Origin of the sequence: Pseudoalteromonas prydzensis, from assembly GCF_011050055.1 — a bacterium.
GTDB classification, from domain to species: domain Bacteria; phylum Pseudomonadota; class Gammaproteobacteria; order Enterobacterales; family Alteromonadaceae; genus Pseudoalteromonas; species Pseudoalteromonas prydzensis_A.
This window is the reverse complement of sequence record NZ_DRGM01000137.1, coordinates 1-18,132: the sequence shown is the minus strand read 5'-3', so window position 1 is coordinate 18,132 and position 18,132 is coordinate 1. Positions and strand designations below refer to the sequence as shown.

At 35.9% G+C, this 18,132-nt stretch carries 20 protein-coding genes; 14 read left to right on the top strand and 6 right to left on the bottom strand.

Features of this window, described 5'->3' with window-relative positions; genetic code table 11:
• Together ENH88_RS13325 and ENH88_RS13320 are read right to left on the bottom strand one after the other, a co-directional pair.
• The coding region (locus tag ENH88_RS13325; protein ID WP_304182786.1) for an AAA family ATPase at positions 1-609 on the bottom strand (609 nt) is incomplete at its 3' end.
• Between the two features lie 123 nt (positions 610-732).
• Positions 733-2,322, bottom strand: coding sequence for a hypothetical protein (locus ENH88_RS13320; protein WP_304182785.1), 1,590 nt, complete (start codon positions 2,320-2,322; stop codon positions 733-735).
• A gap of 141 nt (positions 2,323-2,463) precedes the next feature.
• Between ENH88_RS13320 and ENH88_RS13315 the strand changes: the two genes are divergently transcribed.
• Both ENH88_RS13315 and ENH88_RS13310 read left to right on the top strand, forming a co-directional pair.
• A complete protein-coding gene (locus tag ENH88_RS13315) occupies positions 2,464-2,769 on the top strand; it encodes a helix-turn-helix domain-containing protein (protein WP_304182784.1) in 306 nt (101 codons plus the stop codon).
• A 13-nt stretch (positions 2,770-2,782) separates the two neighbouring features.
• Complete coding sequence (locus tag ENH88_RS13310; protein ID WP_304182782.1) at positions 2,783-4,591, top strand: AAA family ATPase; 1,809 nt, start codon at positions 2,783-2,785, stop codon at positions 4,589-4,591.
• A 4-nt stretch (positions 4,592-4,595) separates the two neighbouring features.
• Here the strand turns inward: ENH88_RS13310 and ENH88_RS13305 are convergent, their stop codons facing one another.
• The gene (locus tag ENH88_RS13305; RefSeq protein ID WP_304182781.1) at positions 4,596-5,249 is read right to left on the bottom strand and encodes a DNA-methyltransferase; all 654 of its coding nucleotides are present in this window, start codon (positions 5,247-5,249) and stop codon (positions 4,596-4,598) included.
• Between the two features lie 13 nt (positions 5,250-5,262).
• On the bottom strand, positions 5,263-5,541 hold the full coding sequence (locus ENH88_RS13300; protein WP_304182780.1) for a hypothetical protein: 279 nt from the start codon (positions 5,539-5,541) through the stop codon (positions 5,263-5,265).
• Between the two features lie 213 nt (positions 5,542-5,754).
• On the opposite strand from ENH88_RS13300, the gene ENH88_RS13295 reads away from it, so the two are divergent.
• From ENH88_RS13295 to cas6f, 4 genes are read left to right on the top strand one after another with little or no spacing between them, the layout of a single operon-like run.
• On the top strand, positions 5,755-6,930 hold the full coding sequence (locus tag ENH88_RS13295) for a TniQ family protein (RefSeq protein ID WP_304182779.1): 1,176 nt from the start codon (positions 5,755-5,757) through the stop codon (positions 6,928-6,930).
• Between the two features lie 3 nt (positions 6,931-6,933).
• Positions 6,934-8,985, top strand: coding sequence for a type I-F CRISPR-associated protein Csy2 (locus ENH88_RS13290; RefSeq protein WP_304182778.1), 2,052 nt, complete (start codon positions 6,934-6,936; stop codon positions 8,983-8,985).
• The gene (gene csy3 / locus ENH88_RS13285; RefSeq protein WP_304182777.1) at positions 8,985-10,013 is read left to right on the top strand and encodes a type I-F CRISPR-associated protein Csy3; all 1,029 of its coding nucleotides are present in this window, start codon (positions 8,985-8,987) and stop codon (positions 10,011-10,013) included. Before ENH88_RS13290 ends, csy3 begins: the two co-directional genes overlap by 1 nt.
• Positions 10,010-10,612, top strand: coding sequence for a type I-F CRISPR-associated endoribonuclease Cas6/Csy4 (gene cas6f, locus ENH88_RS13280; protein ID WP_304182776.1), 603 nt, complete (start codon positions 10,010-10,012; stop codon positions 10,610-10,612). The genes csy3 and cas6f overlap by 4 nt, the downstream gene beginning before the upstream one ends.
• Positions 10,613-11,095: 483 nt before the next feature.
• On the opposite strand, the gene ENH88_RS13270 is transcribed toward cas6f, so the two are convergent.
• Complete coding sequence (locus tag ENH88_RS13270) at positions 11,096-11,416, bottom strand: hypothetical protein (protein WP_304182775.1); 321 nt, start codon at positions 11,414-11,416, stop codon at positions 11,096-11,098.
• 246 nt (positions 11,417-11,662) lie between these two features.
• Here ENH88_RS13270 and ENH88_RS13265 point away from each other — a divergent pair, with 246 nt between their 5' ends.
• The 4 genes from ENH88_RS13265 to ENH88_RS13250 all read left to right on the top strand — a co-directional run bounded on the left by ENH88_RS13265 (position 11,663) and on the right by ENH88_RS13250 (position 14,399).
• Entirely contained in the window at positions 11,663-12,355 is a 693-nt protein-coding gene (locus ENH88_RS13265) for an AHH domain-containing protein (RefSeq protein WP_013465397.1), read from the top strand.
• Positions 12,352-12,939: a hypothetical protein gene (locus ENH88_RS13260; RefSeq protein ID WP_304182773.1), complete on the top strand. Its 588-nt coding sequence runs from the start codon at positions 12,352-12,354 to the stop codon at positions 12,937-12,939. Before ENH88_RS13265 ends, ENH88_RS13260 begins: the two co-directional genes overlap by 4 nt.
• 415 nt (positions 12,940-13,354) lie before the next feature.
• Complete coding sequence (locus tag ENH88_RS13255) at positions 13,355-13,669, top strand: helix-hairpin-helix domain-containing protein (protein ID WP_304182771.1); 315 nt, start codon at positions 13,355-13,357, stop codon at positions 13,667-13,669.
• 88 nt (positions 13,670-13,757) lie between these two features.
• A complete protein-coding gene (locus tag ENH88_RS13250) occupies positions 13,758-14,399 on the top strand; it encodes a helix-turn-helix domain-containing protein (RefSeq protein WP_304182770.1) in 642 nt (213 codons plus the stop codon).
• Here ENH88_RS13250 and ENH88_RS13245 read toward each other — a convergent pair.
• Entirely contained in the window at positions 14,390-14,779 is a 390-nt protein-coding gene (locus ENH88_RS13245) for a VOC family protein (protein ID WP_304182769.1), read from the bottom strand. The genes ENH88_RS13250 and ENH88_RS13245 overlap by 10 nt on opposite strands.
• Positions 14,780-15,529: 750 nt before the next feature.
• Here ENH88_RS13245 and ENH88_RS13240 point away from each other — a divergent pair.
• The 4 genes from ENH88_RS13240 to ENH88_RS13225 form a co-directional block, all read left to right on the top strand.
• Positions 15,530-16,033, top strand: a complete 504-nt coding sequence (locus ENH88_RS13240; RefSeq protein WP_304182768.1) for a hypothetical protein — start codon at positions 15,530-15,532, stop codon at positions 16,031-16,033.
• 109 nt (positions 16,034-16,142) lie between these two features.
• Positions 16,143-16,748 (top strand): hypothetical protein, encoded by a 606-nt coding sequence (locus ENH88_RS13235; RefSeq protein WP_304182767.1) that lies wholly within the window; start codon positions 16,143-16,145, stop codon positions 16,746-16,748.
• Between the two features lie 130 nt (positions 16,749-16,878).
• On the top strand, positions 16,879-17,142 hold the full coding sequence (locus ENH88_RS13230; RefSeq protein ID WP_304182766.1) for a hypothetical protein: 264 nt from the start codon (positions 16,879-16,881) through the stop codon (positions 17,140-17,142).
• Positions 17,143-17,704: 562 nt separating this feature from the next.
• A partial coding sequence (locus ENH88_RS13225) for an integron-associated HEPN domain-containing protein (RefSeq protein ID WP_304182765.1) occupies positions 17,705-18,132 on the top strand: 428 nt, incomplete at its 3' end.

Genomic DNA, 18,132 nt, shown 5'->3' with positions numbered 1-18,132 from the left:
GCGGTACTCATTTTTCAACTTTATTCTGGCTGTTTGCTCGACAAAGTTGTCATATACTGCTTTTATATATTCTTTGGTTGCATAGTCATTGTTTATCTGTGAGCTATCTAATGCTAGAAATTTTAAGAATTTTCGATAGCCCGAATATGCTTGACCTGAAAAAGTTGCAAAATTAACAACGTAATATTCATAAGGGAAGTTACTTTCTTCTTGAGCTAAAACTTCTGATATTTCATGTGTTAACTCTTCATTTGGCTCACATGTTAAAACCAGCCCGTCGCAAGCAACACCTTCGGAATTAACTTTGCCATTTAAGTGAGGGTTATTTTGTTCATTTAAGTATAGCTCTATACGTAACGTGGGAAGGTTTGCAATGCTTTTATCTGAAACTAAAAATTCATTAATAATTTGCTTATTAAATAAGTTATCAATCCCTATTGAGTCGATTTTGGATTTACTACCACTTAAAACAAGCTCAATAGCTGTGAGTAGACTACTTTTTCCAGCTTCATTATCGCCTATTAATAAATTAATTTCTTCAGTAAATTGAACTTCAAAATTTGAGAATCTCTTAAAGTTAAATAGCTTAATTTTTTCAATGATCTTCATAGCATCCCTGTTTCTATTCATTTCATAAGAAGTACTAAATCATTGTGCAAAATAGCCAGCTAATTAGCAAGTGGTAGGTTTTAAGCCTATAAATTTAAATATCCACAAATCATTTTCATATAGTTAGTTTCCCGCAGGTAGCATTTGTATCTTTAAATCGTACTTGCGTACAAAGTAATTGGATTCTTTTACTACTGCTAGCTTTTCCTCAAAAAATGATAAGCAAGTATTTATAATGCTTTCAGGCTTTAGTAAGTGCTCTAATTTACCTGAAACATTCATTTTCTCTGCTTGCTCGACAAAGAGGTTGTAATTATGGGAAAGTGGAAATTCGTTTTTTAATAGCTCAAATATGTATTTTGTATCTATGGGTGTACCTATTGGGTAGCTGTCAATAAACTCTGCTAATTTGCTAAATATTAATATATACCAGCGATCAAACATCCAAAGTTGAGGGTGTGTGTTATTTGTTTTTAATAAAGTCGGATACTTGGGGTTTTTAACATTAAAATTTTCGTTGGAAGCCATATCGCTTTGTGAAGCAAGCCAGATTTTCCATTTTGGGTAATCATTTGAAAAATATCTATCTTGTTCTAATGCATAAACGTCAGCATAGTTTGTTACGTGCTCTATAAACTTATATTTTTCTAGTTGCTTTTCTTTTTCAGTAATAGCTATAAATTTTGCTCTTTCTAAAGCCGAACCTGGAGGTGTAAAGTTAAGCCATTCGAATTTAAAATGTTTTGATTTTTTTATTCGACCTACGATGATCTGGCCTGAGTCTTTTTTGAGGATGTCGGGGGTATCATGTTGAAATAAAAGAGCAATATTTAACACTCGTTCTTGGTTAGAATTATTAAGAGCTACGCACTTCAATAGTAAAAAATTTTCATGCTCTACTTCAAGTGAAACTTTTTCGAACTTTATACTTTTACTTTTTACTACTTGGGCTGATAAATCGTAATTTTTACCACTGATATTATGATTAAATTCAATGCTGTGACTGGGTACTTTTAGTCGCTGTCGCTTTTTTAAGTTATCAAATTTACGTAGAGCTTGTTGTCTTGATTCTTCAATTTGTTGTCGAATTTTTTTATTTTTTTCAATCTGATCGAGTTCTATTTTTTGATTAATATCTGCTCTTAATTGATCCTCACGCCAACCAAATAACCAATTAGAAGTATCATCATTATGCATAAGCGCACAATTTACATCGGTATAATCAGAATCAATATAAGCAGATAAATCATACTCTAAGGAAGCGATTTTTTCGTCACGGTAAAAGTTAATTTTTTCTGCGGAGCAAGGCGATGTTACCTTGATTTCAACTAATAAATCACCAATATCAGTTTCTAACTTCACATCGGCGATGTATTTGTTATGAATGCTATATTCAAGTTTTACAGAGTTAATTAAGGCTTTTCTACTAGGTTCAGTTTTACTGTAACCTCGATGATAAATAGTAATAGCTGGGAGGTTTATTGTTTTAGTCGTTAAAAAATATTCTTGAGCGTACCGATGCAAAGCGGTCATTAAACATGATCTAGATTCTTCTTTTGTAGTATGAGCAAATGAATGAGCATTTATAGTGCCGCCATTGCGTGCCACTAAAGGGTCATTACACGCGATACAAAAACAATTACATGCTTTACCATTTTTGACATTATTTATTGAAACAATCTTACCAGAAGCATCGCTAGCAAAAACAAGCATAAAATCCCTTTCAACTCATAAATATATAGTTTAAGACATTACTAATTAAGTGTATATTTAAAAACTAAAATATCCTTAGTACACTTATGGGTTAGATACTAAGAGAATCTTAGCAAGATATGTTTTATAGCTAAGGTTCACATGGAAACTCCAACACCTTCACGCCTAAAAGCTGCAAGAAAAGCAGCTGGCCTTACTCAGCAACAGCTAGGTATGGCATTAGGAATGGAGCCAAATACGGCTAGTGCTCGCATGAACCAATACGAAAAGGGCAAACATGCCCCTGATTTTTTAACCATGAAACGCATTGCTAAAGAGCTAGATGTACCAGTTGCTTACTTTTATTGTGAGGAAGACATCTTATCTGAACTAATTTGTGCTTTGGGTAAGTTAAAAAAAGAAGAACAAATCAGAATTTTAAACTCACTTAATTCAGATGAAATTTAAGGTCGATTTGGATATGGAAGTAAGAGCTAACCTAATTTCAAATATAGGAAAGATTGCAGAAGAGTCTTGGCTTTTAGAAGGTGTTAGGCAAATGACATTTTTTATCGGCCCAAATAACTCAGGTAAAAGTAGAGAGCTACGAAGCTTATTTAAAGATAATTACAGCAATTGGTTTTTCGATTTAGAAATACTATCTATTTCAGAATTATCAAAACAAATATTACAATATTTGGGTAGCTCTAACTCGACAGATTTTGATCGTTTTGGATTTATGAATAAAGGGAGACTATCCAATTTTTTAAAAGAAAATATTAGAAAACCTAATGATATTAGTGGATTTATAGCTGATTGCTATAAAGGCAGTCTTTATATGCCGTCTCGTACGAGCGGTTCTGAGGAAAATGCCTTTTATATTGCCATGTTGGGTTTAATCCGCAATATAAGTAATGAAGAACAAATTGACGACTTAATATCTTTGTACAAGCCCTTAAATTGGTCAAAAATTTATATTCCAACCCTTAGAGGTCTTCGACATGTTGCTGAGTTAGATATTTTTGAACAGAGGACTAAATTAGATTATTTCTCGAATATAAATCAGAATGAGTGTGAAGTTTTTACAGGTCATAATCTTTACAAAGACTTGACGGAACACTTACTCGGCTCTTTTGAAAAAAGACAAAAAGTTCGAGAGTATGAAAGCTACCTTTCGGAAAACTTCTTTTTTGGCAGAGATATTTCTTTAGTTCCGATGCTTGATAAGCATGTCGTATATGTCAAAGAAGGTGAGGATGAAGATCGCCCTATCTATGATTTGGGTGACGGTATTCAATCAATCATATTACTGACTTATAAAGTTTTTATGGCTGAAAAACCAACAATGTTTTTTATAGAAGAGCCAGAACACTTTCTGCATGCAGGTCTTCAAAGAACTCTGATTGAAACATTTGCAAAGCATAAAGAACATATGTTTTTTATGACTACCCATTCAAATCACTTTTTAGATTTAGTTCAAGAGCGTGATGATATTTCTATTCAACAAGTTTCAAGGGTTAACGGTGAAAGTAGAGTCAGAGCTTCTTTAGATTATGGTGAGTTACTAAATGAGCTTGGTGTACGAGCATCGTCGGTACTTCTTGCTAATTGTTCAATTTGGGTAGAAGGAGTTACTGATAAGCTATACTTGCGAGCCTATCTAAATAAATACATAGAAGAGCTCGAAGATGAAGATAAGAAAAGTAAGCTGAAAAGTTATCATGAAAATCTTCATTTTGTTTTTACAGAGTACCAAGGCAGTAATATCACTCACTGGGATTTCAGTGATGATGTTGAAAATGATGGTAGTGAAACCCCCGCTAAAAGACTCAACAGAAATATTTTACTAATTGCTGATGCAGATATTGAAGGCAAAGGTGAGCGTGTTGAAAGCTTACGAGAAGCTTTGGGTGAGGCATTTTATTTACTTGAATATAAGGAAATCGAAAACTTTATACCCTTTGATATTTTGGTTGATACAGCTAAAGCTAGATGGGAAACTTTTAAACAAAGAGCTGATTGTAATATTAATAAATTTAGTAATATTAAAGAAAGCTCATTTAGAAAAAGAAATGTTGGTATCGGTAAGGTTTTAGAACGTAATGTCGTTAAAGCCGAAGGGCTTGAGCGGAACTTTTATTCTGACAAATCGGGCACAATTAAAGACAAAGTTAAATTTTGTCATACTGCAATTTCACTAATGAATGAATCTGATGATTGGAAATTAACGCCAGAGCTAACTTTATTATGTAAAAGGGTCTGGGACTTTATTGAATCACATAATCAATAACTGCTTATGTGATTCGACCATTTAGGTGTGAATGGGCAGATTCTGAAATATCACATCCGATAGCTTGTCGATTTAAGTTATTGGCTGCTACTAAAGTAGCTCCTGAGCCAAAAAAAGGATCGACGATGAGTTCATTTTCATTACTGCTTTGAGAGATAAGCGTTTCAATTAACTTAACTGGTTTTTCAGTAGGGTAGCCTCTGTATACTCTTTTACACGTGAGGATGTCTGGCACGCTTAGATCATTTAACTTGCGCTTACCTTTCTCGAAAAAAAGAATATATTCGTGTCTAGCTCTGTAATGATAACCCATTCCAATAGTCACTTTATCCCAAATTATTGGCTTCCAAAACTTGAAACCTACGTTTTCAGCTATTGGCTTAATATAAAACATTGTTTCCTGATCGCAGAATAGATAAAAATGAGAACCTTTTTTAAGCACTCTGTATATTTCTATTAGAAGTTCTTCAAAGCGATTATTTGGGAATATGTCGAACCATTGATTACTTGACGATTTACTTACTTTTAGGCGAGTGGTTGTTCCTATTTTTCGATGTTTTTCTAATGATTCGTAGGGTGGGCCAGTAATTAAAAGATCAACACTTTCGGTTGAAAGTGTTGATAACCAATTTACCGCATCATCTTTATGTACTTGCATTAAATCTCTTTAGCTAAAGTGTGCTACACAAACGGCCATTGTGAAAAGCTTTCGAAGCAACGCCCTTTTTTAATCGTCGACAATCAATGCAATAGCTTTGATATCCATCAGGGTTGCGAGCTGTTTTACGAGCAGGAGTAATTCCAAAAGAAGCCGGATATGGATGGAATACATGTTCAGAACTATTAGCGTCTGAACAATGAGGGCATGATTTAAACTTTTGACCAGTTGATGAATCTTTTTTTTGAACCATGCCGCTATTTAAAGCTTTGCCACAGCAGTTACAAGCCATAAGAATCTCCTTATAAGTTAGCTTTGTATTTTTAAATTTGAGTTTTTATTATGTTACTGGCTATTAATACATCCTTTAGAAATGCCGTAACGCTCTCTACAGTATCAGATATTGTACTTTTGTGAAGTACGAATGATTTAACGATAATTAATTTTGACTATCTAATTTATTTAGCCTAAACCTAAACTAAGATTTTCTTAGTTTAGGTTGGCGATGCATTTTTTAGTTCAAACAAAACCTTACCCAGATGAGGCGTTTGAAAGCTATTTGCTAAGGCTTGCAAGAGATAACTCATACGATGGCTATAGTGTGCTTGCTGATATTTTATGGCAATGGCTTGCAGAGCAAGATCATGAGCTTGAAGGTGCGTTGCCGTTAGAGCTGAGTAAAGTTGATGCTTATCATGCTAGGCAAGCGAGTAGTTTTAGAATAAGAGCGCTCAAGTTAGTAGCTCAATTAGCCGATGTGAACGCTGGTGATATTCTTGCGCTTGCATGGCGGCGCAGTAATTTTAAATTTGGCAACCTCGCAGCAGTAAACCGAAATGAGCTGACCATTCCCCTTGAGTTACTTCGCACTGATAACATACCTGTTTGCATTGAATGCTTGTCTGAGTCTTCATATATTCCTTTTTATTGGCATTTAAAGCCCTATAAAGCGTGCCATAAACATAAAACACTATTGACTATACATTGTGGTGAATGTCATAACTTAATTGATTACAGAGCTTCTGAGGCGTTTTTAGAGTGTGATTGTGGTTGTAAACTAACCAGCAGTGAACAGTTAAACGATGCAGACTTTAAAATTGCATCTGCGCTTGCAAGTAGTAACAGCCAAAAAATAGTGGGGTTGGTATCGTGGTTTGCGAAGGCTAAACAACTTGATGTAAGCGATGCAGACTTTAACTGTGCTTTTGTTGATTACTTTAGTACTTGGCCTGATGGCCTTACCGTTGAATTAAACTTACTCACAAATAATGCGCGTCTCAGGCAACTCAACCCTTTTAATAAAACTAAGTTCAACTCTGTTTATGGCGATTTAATCCGTGATGGTCAAATAGCTGCAACAAGTAACCATAAAAACAAAGTTCTTGATGAGATTATTAATTACTTTGCTGAATTAGTTGATAGTAATCCTAAAGCTAAACATCCAAATATTGCTGACTTACTGCTTTGTACTTTTGATGCCGCAGTATTATTAAATACCACCGCAGAGCAGGTTTATAGGCTTCACCAAGAAGGCTTTTTAAACTGTGCTTACCCACAAAAAAAGCACGAACAGCTCAGAGCTGATAGCCATGTTTTTTATTTACGCCAAGTAATTGAACTACAGCAAGCATTTGCAGCTGAAAAGCCTCAAACAAAAAAACAATTTATAGCGCCGTGGTAACTTATGAACTTACAAGATGCATTTGCAATTGAATTATTGAAAGAAAAAACCACAGCCATTAGAAAGTTGTTTGCTCCATACATGCCTCATGTTGCGGTAGATGGCTTTGAAGAACAAGCGCTGACTGTGCTCATTAACCTAGTTTATAAACGAAGTGAAATTGATGATTTAACAAGTATAAAAGCCGCTAAAAGTGTATTACGCGATGAAGTGTTACTGAGTAAGTGTATTAACGAAGTTAAATGGTTTCATACTCATAATTTAAAATACCCTGATATACGCGTAAGCCATCAACGTTTAATTAGTGAAGTTGTAAGTGAAGATATTGCGGGTATTTGTAGCCGGTCATTATCTTTAAGTTTTGGCTGGTCGCACAACAGTGCTGAAATAAATCATGCAAAGTTATTTCTAACCTCATTTAGTTGGCAGGGTGAAGTGACTTGTTTAGCAAAGTTATTAATAACTGAAGAGCCTGTTTGGATCAATTTAATAAGAGGGTACGGGTTTACTAAAAAGGCGGTTTTAGACATCGCGGGTAAAATAAAACAGCTTTTGCCAGTGGCAGAGCTCCCATTAGAAGTAAGCTCTTTTTCACCACAATTACAAATGCCATTTCAGCAAAGCTACCTTGCGGTTACGCCTGTAGTAAGCCACGCAATGCTAGCTAAAATTCAGCAATTAACAACTGAGCGTAAGTTAAACTTTGCTTTAGTTGAGCACTCAAGACCTACCAATGTTGGCGATTTAGCAAGCTCAGTAGGTGGAAATATTAGAGTGCTGCGTTACTTTCCTAAAACATATTCTAAGGCTGTTAACCGCTCTAAAGTAGCCGATAATGATATTGAGAAAGCATTTAAAATTCGTGCGCTATTAAGCTGTCAATTTCAACAGGCACTTTTGGTATTGGTCGGTATTAAACAGTTTAATACGTTAAGGCAAAAGCGATTAGCGCGAGTAGCGGCTATTAGGCAAGTACGTGTTAGCTTGCAGTTGTGGCTGGATAACATTCTGGAAGCTAAAAATAACGCTCAAGAGCAAGCTTACCCTGAGTGGGCAAAGCATTACTTAGATCAGAGTATTACTCACAGCATTAGCCAATTTAGTAACGTACTAAATGAGAGCCTTGGTAATTTAAGTAAGCTCAAACGCTTTGCGTATCACCCTAATTTAATGGGGCTGTTTAAAGCGCAGTTAAACTATGTGTTTACTCATTGTGTAGCTGAAGAAGAAACATTAAATGATGAGCAAATAGTGTATGTACATTGCCAAGATATGCGAGTGTTTGATGCAGAGGCAATGGCTAATCCGTATATTCAAGGTATGCCGTCACTTACTGCTTTAAATGGGCTTGCTCATAACTTTGAGCGTAAGCTAAAAAATTTTATAGACCCTTCAATTAAGTGTATTGGTAGTGCCATTTACATTGAAAACTATCAATTACATACAGGTAAACCATTACCTGAGCCAAGCAAGTTAAAACAAGTTGCAGGGCGTAGTCATGTAATAAGATCAGGAATTATCGATAAACCTAAATGCGACATAACACTCGATTTAGTATTTAGACTTTTCGTACCAAACATTAAGCTGTTAGATAAGTTAAATAGTCAGCTTATAAAGCCCGCACTACCATCTACGTTTGCAGGCGGGATTATGCATCCACCTTCGTTATATAAAAATATAGATTGGTGCCGTTTATATACTAAGCCTAGTGAGCTGTTTAATAACCTTAAAGCAAAATCGTTAAATGGCAGTTGGTTATACCCTTCAAAAAAAGTAGTCAAAAGTTTTGAACAATTGATAGATGCGCTTAATGGTAACTTTAACTTAAGACCGGCTGCAATTGGCTTTGCTGCGCTTGAAGAACCCGTAAAGCGAGATGCAGCCTTACATGAATACCATTGTTATGCTGAGCCCATAATTGGGTTGTTAGAGTGTGTTAGTAATACATCAGTAAAGTACGCAGGCGCTAGGCAGTTTTTTCATAATGCATTTTGGGTTATGGATGTTCAAAAAGAGTCTATGCTTATGAAAAAGTCTAAGTTTGAGTATGAATAATGCAATTACCTCGGCACTTAAGTTACACGCGTTCGCTCTCACCCAGTAAAGCGGTGTTTTTTTATAAAACACTAGAGTCTGCTTTTGAACCGCTACAAATAGAGCAAAATAAATTAGTTGGGCAAAAGTCAGGGTTTGGCGATGCGTATCAAAAGCAAAATGTGGCTAAAAATTTAGCGCCACAAGATCTCGCTTTTGGCAACCCCCAAACAATTGATGTGTGCTACGTGCCTCCAACAGTAAATGAGCTATTTTGCCGTTTTTCACTCAGGGTTGAGGCTAATAGCACTGAGCCACATGTTTGTGATGACCCTAAAGTTATTTATTGGTTAAAACGTTTTTTTGAAACCTATAAAAAGAACAATGGCCTTAATGAAGTTGCAACTCGCTATGCTAAAAATATACTGATGGGCAACTGGCTTTGGCGCAACCGTCAATCACCGAATGTTGATATTGAAGTACTTACTGAACATGCAGCCCCGATCATTGTTGAAGGTATACAGAAGTTAAAGTGGCAGGGTAATTGGCAAAATAATCAAACAGCACTATTAACATTATCAGAAGCTATTCAAGAAGGGCTTAGTAACCCACAAAATTATTGTTATTTAGATATAACCGCAAAAATTAAAAATGCATTTAGCCAAGAGGTTCACCCTAGTCAAAAGTTTGTAGATACTGTTGAACAGGGCATGTCATCTAAACAACTTGCATACACTCAAGTGGGCGATAAAAAAGCAGCAAGTTTAAACTCACAAAAAGTAGGGGCTGCTATTCAAACTATCGATGATTGGTACGAGGGAGGCTACAAACCTTTGCGCACTCATGAGTATGGCGCAGATAAGCAAATATTAGTTGCACACAGAACACCTAAGACCCATTCAGACTTTTATTCATTACTCCCGCGCATTGCTTTGCATATTAAACACATGGAAAAGCATGGTTTAGGGCAAGATGAAGAATCAAATGCAGTTCACTTTATTGCGGCAGTGTTGATCAAAGGTGGCTTGTTCCAAAGGAGTAAAGGGTGAAGCGCTATTATTTCACCATTACTTATTTACCTAAAAATTGTGATGTAAGCCTTCTTGCAGGCCGTTGTATTGGCATTTTGCATGGGTTTATGAGTTCGCGTGAAATTAGTAATATAGGTGTGTGTTTTCCTAAATGGAATGAGCAAACAATAGGTGATGAATTAGCGTTTGTATCAACAGATAAAAAGCAATTAATCAGCCTATCTCAGCAAAGCTATTTTGGGATGATGGCTCATGACAAGTTATTTGGCTTATCCAAAATACTCGAAGTACCAACAAACCAAAGTGATGTAATGTTTGTTCGCAATCAATCAGTAGCCAAAGCATTTGTTGGCGAAAAGCAAAGACGGTTAAAACGCGCTAAAAAGCGAGCTGAAGCCAGAGGCGAAGTTTACAACCCTGAATATAAATTTGAGGCAAAGGACATTGGCCACTTTCATTCAATACCTGTATCAAGCAAAGCCAACGGCCAAAGTTATGTTCTGCATATACAAAAAATTGGAAAAGCTGAACCCATAAATAATCAGTTTAATAATTATGGCTTTGCTACAAATCAAACATTTCAAGGTACGGTTCCCTTTTTAAATACCCTTTTCTAATAGCTATAAAAACATTTAATTTTCAACTGGTTATAAGGTTGGTTAAAATAAGGGTAAATAATTTAAATTCGTTTAACAGTTTGGTATTTATAGAAGTTTAAACTATTTTTAATAGTGAACTGCCGAGTAGGCAGCTGGAAATTTGTTAGATGTATATCCTCTAATTGAAATAACGTGAACTGCCGAGTAGGCAGCTGGAAATAGCATACCGAACGATTTACGTTGCAAAGTTTGGTGAACTGCCGAGTAGGCAGCTGAAGTTAGGCCAGGAAGTAAGCAACCACAAATTGTGACTTTTAACTGCCGAAAAGGCAGAGGCTAAATAGAGAGACCCCAGCAAACGCTAGGGTCTTTTTAAGCGTTATAACCGTATTTAAGGCTATTAACAACGTTCTTAATTAGCCTTCTTCCTGCAATAGTATTTACAAACATCAAAGGTGCTTTAGAGCTAAATTGTAAGGAGCATGTATTTAGCCATTTATTTCATCGTTCAATATTTTTAAAGTAATCAATACAAGCTGATGCTAAATGAGCCAACTCAAAGGTATTTTCACTCAAAATTGCATTTAAACGTTTATGCTCTTTTTTATGACGTTCGAAAGATCTAGCACTTGTACCAATTGCTTTAGCAAAGGATTGAATATCCCAACGTAACTCAAGCCTAAACTTCTCAACATTGTTAATATCTAAACCACACTGAATTAATTCAATTTCATCTAAAGGGTTTGAGCTTAAAGTAACTTTTCCATTGCTGAGCACCTCTACAAATTTATGATTAGCACTAGGTTGAATATCACTAGGCATACATACCTCAAAGCTAGGGAAAGTTATATTTAATGATAGCACTTCTACTATCCAGCTGATAGTTGGTTAAAGCGATAACCAGTCAGTCAAAAATTGTGTTGTATGAATAGGAAATTTGACCGCTATGTAATTCATTGTAAGCAATAAAATGATCGCAGTTATTAGGTGTGTAACGTTTATAATTGCACCTCAATAGTCTATTTGCTATTTTACGCGCTAATAAAAGGAAATTTTAAGGATTTAAGGATGATTCAACTACAGCGCTACCCAATGCCAGATCGACCAAGTAACCCCAGCCCTTTAGAAATGGCTATTTATAATTATGAATTACTAGCCAAAAAACACTACGACGATAAGCGCCGTAAATCTGCTGCGTCTAAGGAAAAGCTGCAAAGAGATTACGACCACTTACAAAAAGAACGCAAGCGTTTAGAGCACTTGCTTATCGCGCAGCAAAGCTTAGAGTCTTACCGCGCAGAAAGTGAAGGTAGTTCTGTTAAGGAGCTAGCAGAAGAAGAACATCATCCTACGGAAAAACTTGCTAAGTTTTTACGAGCAGCAGGCGAGCCAAAACCGACTTCATATCATGAGGCACACCATATTGTTTGTGGTAAGGGACGTTATAGACAACGTCTTACATATGCTGCGCGTTTAAGAATGCACTCGTTTGGTATTGGTATTAATGATCCAACGAATGGGGTATGGCTAAGAAACTTTGAAAAAAACAAGTCAGATGATTGGGCTACGCCTGACACTGTTTCTCACAGAAGACTGCATCGCCATAATTATGAAGTTTGGGTGTCTACTAGTTTAAGAACCAAAGTAAATAAGCTTGATTTTATAAATGCATTACGTGGCGTGAAAATAAAAATTAAAAATCATATGATGCCAGCCAGCGTTATGATGCGTAAAAATGCTAATTGGGATGGTAAATCATGAAGTTGTTCTCGTTAAAGCCTGTTACTAATTCTTACGACATGGTTGAGTGGGACATACTTTCATTCGCTGAAAAAATACAACCAATGTTGCCATCTAATCAAGATGCTTGCATGTTTCTACTTGATATCCATATGAATAATGACTCTTTATTAGAGTATTGGCCTGAAGGTTATGAGTTGTCTTTTTTACCTGGGTATCTAAAAGATAACTACGATATAAGTATCATGGATGGGTTTATCGCTCTTCGGATGAATGCTTATGAAGCTTTAAAAGATTTATTAGCGCCTTTAGGTGAGTTTATTGAAACAAAAGCTGATGGTGAACCTATTGTAATCTTTAACTTGCGTACATTTGGACTAGAAGATGAAGCAAAATGTGAACGCGAATATTTAGATGGTTATCCTTTAGATTATATCAAGATTGCTTTCATAAATGATGATGTAAAAAATAAGCCTGTTTTTAAGAGTAAATTTACAGGTGGTTCTCGTTTGTATTGTACAGATAAGTTTAAATCTGCTGTAGAAGATAATGGATTAACGGGTGTTTATATTGACGAAGATCTCGATAATATTTTTTCTAATTAAGTTAATTTAGATAAAGAAAACATTATTTAGGCAGCGTTATATAAAACGAAAATCAAAACTACCTTTTAAAAACCAACTATTATATTTTAATGACTGAAATAAATCGGATGCTATATGCCAATAAACTTTAACAGCTTATCCGGTGGTTGTTTTTTACCAATTTTTCTTACATAAAAATTTAATAACAAATTTGCAGTAGTCCTCATCTCAGTTTGAAAAGAGGGTTTTGATTTTATCTGACAGTCCCTAATGAGCGAATTACGGTCACTCGAACTTCTTACACCGTATGACATCTTCAAGCTCTAAGTAGACATTTTAACTCAAGGCAAAAATCGGACATTAGCAATATTGATTTAGTGATACTTTGCAAGATATGTTACCTTTCAAAGTATCACTAAAAACGGTTAGGCGAATCATGAACCCGATTAAAGTTGTTCGTGAAAAAGTTAGGAAACTTACAGATCTTCCAAATATAGGTAAGGCAGGTGCTGCTGATCTTGAGTTGCTTGGTATAGAAAAGCCCGATGATCTCGTGGGGCAGAACCCGTATGAAATGTATGAAAGACTTTGCAATCTAACTGGCTGCAAGCACGATCTCTGTGTTATTGATGTGTTTATTTCAGTCATAAGCTTTATCAATGGTAACGAGCCAAGACCTTGGTGGGCATACACGCAAGAGCGTAAGGTTGTGCTAGGCATGGAGCAGCCATCACCTAACAAATTACTCTAAAAGACAAATAACTATTGGCTTTTTCTCTAGGAGAACTTACTTTAGCATATGTTTATTTGCCTTTAAGTGAACTACATGGAAATAAAGTATGAGTAGTAATTTAATCTCTATATGGAATGCAACTTTTGATGTGGGGATGTCCTCAATTGTTATTCCTGATGGCTGTCGTGATTTGATCGTCAAAACAGTAGGAAATGAAAAACCAGATTGGTTCGTTTCTCCACTATTCGATCAGTCAAAATTAGTCCAAATAGAAGATAATTCTACATATTCAGGTTTCCGTTTAAGCCCAGGAGCAGAGCTTAGAGAAGGTGAAATTTTATCCTATATTAAAAGAAAAAAACTTCATGCTGATGAAGTTAAAGAAATTATAGACGACTTCATAATCATCGAAAACTCGGTTAAGGAAGCTTTAGGATGTTTAGCCTGTGAACTAGGATCAGTAAAACAGGTATCAGTTCAATTAGGTGTCAGTGTTAGAACTTTGCAACGACTGATACTTAATAAAACCAAAAGAACTCCTGGCTATTGGTTGCAATTAGCCAGGATTAGAAAAGCTGCTAAAAACTTAAGTCCTGCTGCTGACCTAATTGATGTAGCAGAAAAGTACGGTTTTTCAGATCAATCACACATGAATAGAGAATTCCAGCGTTGGTTTGGATTAACGCCTTTGCAACTATTAAATACTTCAAGTGTTATCAGGCAACTAAATGGCAAGGGCTATGGCTGAGTGGCTACAGGTGTACAAATCTCAATCAAAAAACCATTATTGTCAGTAACATAAGCTACTGTTTGTCCCCAAGGCATATCTTTAGCTTCTTGTACAAGTAAGGCTCCAGCTTTCAACGCTTTTGAAAGAGCGGTTTTTACATCATCCGTTTCAAAAGCTATTTCAAAAGAGTGAGCTTGTGAATTAGGCTTGGTTGGATTTTTTTCCAGTTTTTTCATAAGCTTGATAGAAGAAAATGAAAGAGTGGTGCTACCTGTACATAATTCTCCATACTCCCCACTCTCATGCAGCATCGCCCTTTCAAAGCCAAATGCTTTCTCATAGAAATCGAGGGTCTCACTAACATCATTAACATACAATATTGTGTATTTAAATTTCAAGGCTATGCCTCCTTATTAATAAAATTCTGAGGTAGTCTAAATGTAATTAATTCTTACGTCTTGAATAAATGCGACACTTCTGGAATTAGGGAAAGTTTTACATAGCAATGGTAATTAAAGAGGGAGTAACTTTCTATAATGCTTGTTTGTGTTATACACTAATTTAGCATAGGCGCACCACCATGTTCCCTTATTGCTAGTGTTGCTAAAGCTCTGTTTCTGGCACATTAAAGTCATACTATTATAGATTATCAGTGAACGACTGCTTTGGTAGCATAGCAAACTGTTAAAACTCGCTGGGTTTGCTCATCGCTATGACTGCTGCTGGCACTTTTACGAAGTTCGGCTGAGAGCGATAACCGGCCAGTCAAAAACGGTGGCGCATGACATCACCTTTGATTTACCCATAGCCCTCACTGTTAATTAGCATCTTGCTTGCTGCATCAAGTCAATGAGTTAACCTGCATAACTTCTCAGACTAGTCGCGACTGTGCGTGAGAAAAAGATCATTGCTTAACTGTTAAACATTAGGTTTAATAAGCACATAATAAATGCTGAGTAACGCAGGGACAGCTTAGATAAGATAGACACGCCAGTAAAGTTGGCTTGATACCGCTTAGGCCATAAAAAACAAATTCCCATAGCATAAACAACATCAACTCTGACACACCGAGCAGGTAGCGCCTCAGTTCAACAGGCGATTATGCAACACAAACTGCGTGTCGCATAAATACTAAAATGTTATATCTAGTGAGCGATGAACTAAATATCGAAGTAATTTTGAAAGAGAGAGCCAAGCTTGTGGAGGAATGGAAAATAATGGACGAACTGGTTTTAGCTTACAAAAGTTCTACTCCTAAAGTGAATCCCATTTGGGATATATCATCAAACTCTATTAATTTTAATGATATTAGTAAGGAAATTTTGGATTCTGGAATGGAGATCTATACCGCATCATATGACGAGGTATGGGCTGGAATATTTGAGCCCAGCATATACGACAAGGATACCTTGTGGAAAAATGTTCATGACAGTAGGAAAATTGCTCGAGCCATAAAAGCTTGGGAGGAAAAGAAGGCTCTCTCTCCATTATTTTTCGTCAAGCATGGAAGTAAAGACTTAGCGTTAGTGGCAGATGGAAAGCATCGTTTAACGGTGGCAAGGTATATGGGGTGTAACAACATTCCATTTATGATTCAGTCAAGTGCAAGCTCTTGGTTAAAAAAAGCAATACCATCAGCAATAAAGATATAACATAGTAATCAACCTGATATTTATGGCTGTGTTTCGTATTTTGTATTCGCTGCGCTCATAGCTGCACAGTACTTCGCTTCAACAAAAATACAGGTTATAACGGAGTTATGTGATTAAAGAGAATGAAATGGGAGTTAATGATATTTTTGATTATTTTAAGAATCATCCTTTGTTAGTTGTTACTATTTCGACACTGTCATGTGCAATTATCGGTTTTTGGTTAGAATTTACCTTATTGCAAAACTTTGGTCTTAATATCGGGATGTTTGCTTCAATTGATTACTTTCTTTTAGCCGGGGTTACATCACCGCAGGTGTTAGTAATCTTTATAGCCTTAGCTTTGAGCAATTTTCTAAAGATGAAAATCATAAAGCAGTTTTGTCCAGTGACAGAAAAGAATGGGCATATTCATACATTTTGGAGGCAAGTTATTTTCATTGCTATTTTGGTTTTAGCAGCCTGTATTATTTACGAAAACTCCTCTCAAAAGTACCAAACTATCGTTAGTAATCCAGAGCAATATGCCTCGGTTTTGCTGCGTACAAATAACGAGCGCTTAAGTGATAAAACGAATGACTTGACCCTAATTACAGCTACTGATACTTTTATGATTTTCTATCAACACTCTACATCAGCAGTGATAGCAACTCCTACTGAAAATATATCGGCAGTGAGTATTATCAATAAAAACGTGTTGTCAGGTATGTCGAAGTAATCGCATTACAAGAGCATCAGGCGAAAAATTTACAGTTGGCTGTTTTTCATTGCTTAAACATTATAGCCAACTGTAAATATTCGCTTATATAAGCGTTATGTGTTTTGAAGTAGAGGTGAGTATCCAAACAATGCAAGTAATTCAGACAATTTTAAGTGTTATTGCGGCAATAGCTGCTGCGGTTTCATCTTACTTTGCTTATCAAGCAATTATTCAAAATAGAAGAAACGTTTTTTTAAAAGATATAAATGAGTTAGCGTTAGTTGTAAATAAACTTTATCTTCAGTTTGGGTACGAATGGGAAGGTTTTAAAATATCAAACTATCAAGATGAGCGTTTGAAGTTACTATCATCTAAATATTTTGTACCAAAAAGTTATACGATGAATTTTTAACAGTGCTGAATAAGCTTGACGATTTTGAAAACATACAAGACGGTGCAAAAGGGTTACACCTAGAACTAGATAACTTACGTTGTTCAATAAATTTAGCAAAATAGGCTAATAACAAAGTCATTAACGAAAAAAACAGTTAGCTTTACTCGTCCTTCACAAATCTTGGACAACTATTTTTAGCCGGTAACAATGGCGTTGCCAATGTCTATATGGCACAAAGCCGTCCTTAGGCGGTAACTCATTTTTGCCCCATTATGAGTTAACGCAAACACTCTAAAGGTCTGTTTTGAGAGATAACCAGACATTGAGGTTGGCTTAAAATAAGAGTTAATTGATTTCCAAACTGTGTAGTTCGCGCATATATTCAAGAAAATGAGCGTCGAGTGTATTTTCGTTTTCTGAAAATCTTTAGCGCTAATAAAAAACTTATAGTTGGCAAAGCATTACGTTATTTGTTAAAAATAGATTTATTAATACATGAGCCTGACATCGGCAGAAAGATGCGCGACGCGCGCACTATAAAATGTTAGAGGGCAACCCTGACTAAACTTTAGGCTAAAACATGGAACCACACCAAAACAATATTCCAGAAGAAGCCAAGCTAAGACTCATTGATATGGCATGGCTTCTAAACGACCTAACTAGCGACCTTAAAACTCCCGTTGATTTAATTCTTCAGTTAAGACCTGCCATGGACGAGAACAAACAGAATTTCATGTCCATAAGCAGGCTCTGCATCACATCACTAATAGTTAATCTTTGCAAACTAAAGGAAATCATTGACCACTACGGAGCCGAAATACGCTCCTTTCCACAAGATATACGCAACGCTCTGTATAGCATAAAGTCAAAAGTCGAAAAAAAAGACATGTATGCCTTTCGAAGCAAATATGTAGCTCATGCATTTTCAAAAGAAAAAGGCGGCCAGCAAAGACCACTAACTTTTGATGAAAATGTAAAAGCCTTAATGAAAATCATTGATTTTGGATT

Coding starts and splice junctions, on each gene's coding strand:
- ENH88_RS13320 (WP_304182785.1), bottom strand. CDS start 2,322: ATGCTTGTTTTTGCTAGCGATGCTTCTGGTAAGATTGTTTCAATAAAT.
- ENH88_RS13315 (WP_304182784.1), top strand. CDS start 2,464: ATGGAAACTCCAACACCTTCACGCCTAAAAGCTGCAAGAAAAGCAGCT.
- ENH88_RS13310 (WP_304182782.1), top strand. CDS start 2,783: ATGGAAGTAAGAGCTAACCTAATTTCAAATATAGGAAAGATTGCAGAA.
- ENH88_RS13305 (WP_304182781.1), bottom strand. CDS start 5,249: ATGCAAGTACATAAAGATGATGCGGTAAATTGGTTATCAACACTTTCA.
- ENH88_RS13300 (WP_304182780.1), bottom strand. CDS start 5,541: ATGGCTTGTAACTGCTGTGGCAAAGCTTTAAATAGCGGCATGGTTCAA.
- ENH88_RS13295 (WP_304182779.1), top strand. CDS start 5,755: ATGCATTTTTTAGTTCAAACAAAACCTTACCCAGATGAGGCGTTTGAA.
- ENH88_RS13290 (WP_304182778.1), top strand. CDS start 6,934: ATGAACTTACAAGATGCATTTGCAATTGAATTATTGAAAGAAAAAACC.
- csy3 (WP_304182777.1), top strand. CDS start 8,985: ATGCAATTACCTCGGCACTTAAGTTACACGCGTTCGCTCTCACCCAGT.
- ENH88_RS13270 (WP_304182775.1), bottom strand. CDS start 11,416: ATGCCTAGTGATATTCAACCTAGTGCTAATCATAAATTTGTAGAGGTG.
- ENH88_RS13265 (WP_013465397.1), top strand. CDS start 11,663: ATGATTCAACTACAGCGCTACCCAATGCCAGATCGACCAAGTAACCCC.
- ENH88_RS13260 (WP_304182773.1), top strand. CDS start 12,352: ATGAAGTTGTTCTCGTTAAAGCCTGTTACTAATTCTTACGACATGGTT.
- ENH88_RS13255 (WP_304182771.1), top strand. CDS start 13,355: ATGAACCCGATTAAAGTTGTTCGTGAAAAAGTTAGGAAACTTACAGAT.
- ENH88_RS13250 (WP_304182770.1), top strand. CDS start 13,758: ATGAGTAGTAATTTAATCTCTATATGGAATGCAACTTTTGATGTGGGG.
- ENH88_RS13230 (WP_304182766.1), top strand. CDS start 16,879: ATGCAAGTAATTCAGACAATTTTAAGTGTTATTGCGGCAATAGCTGCT.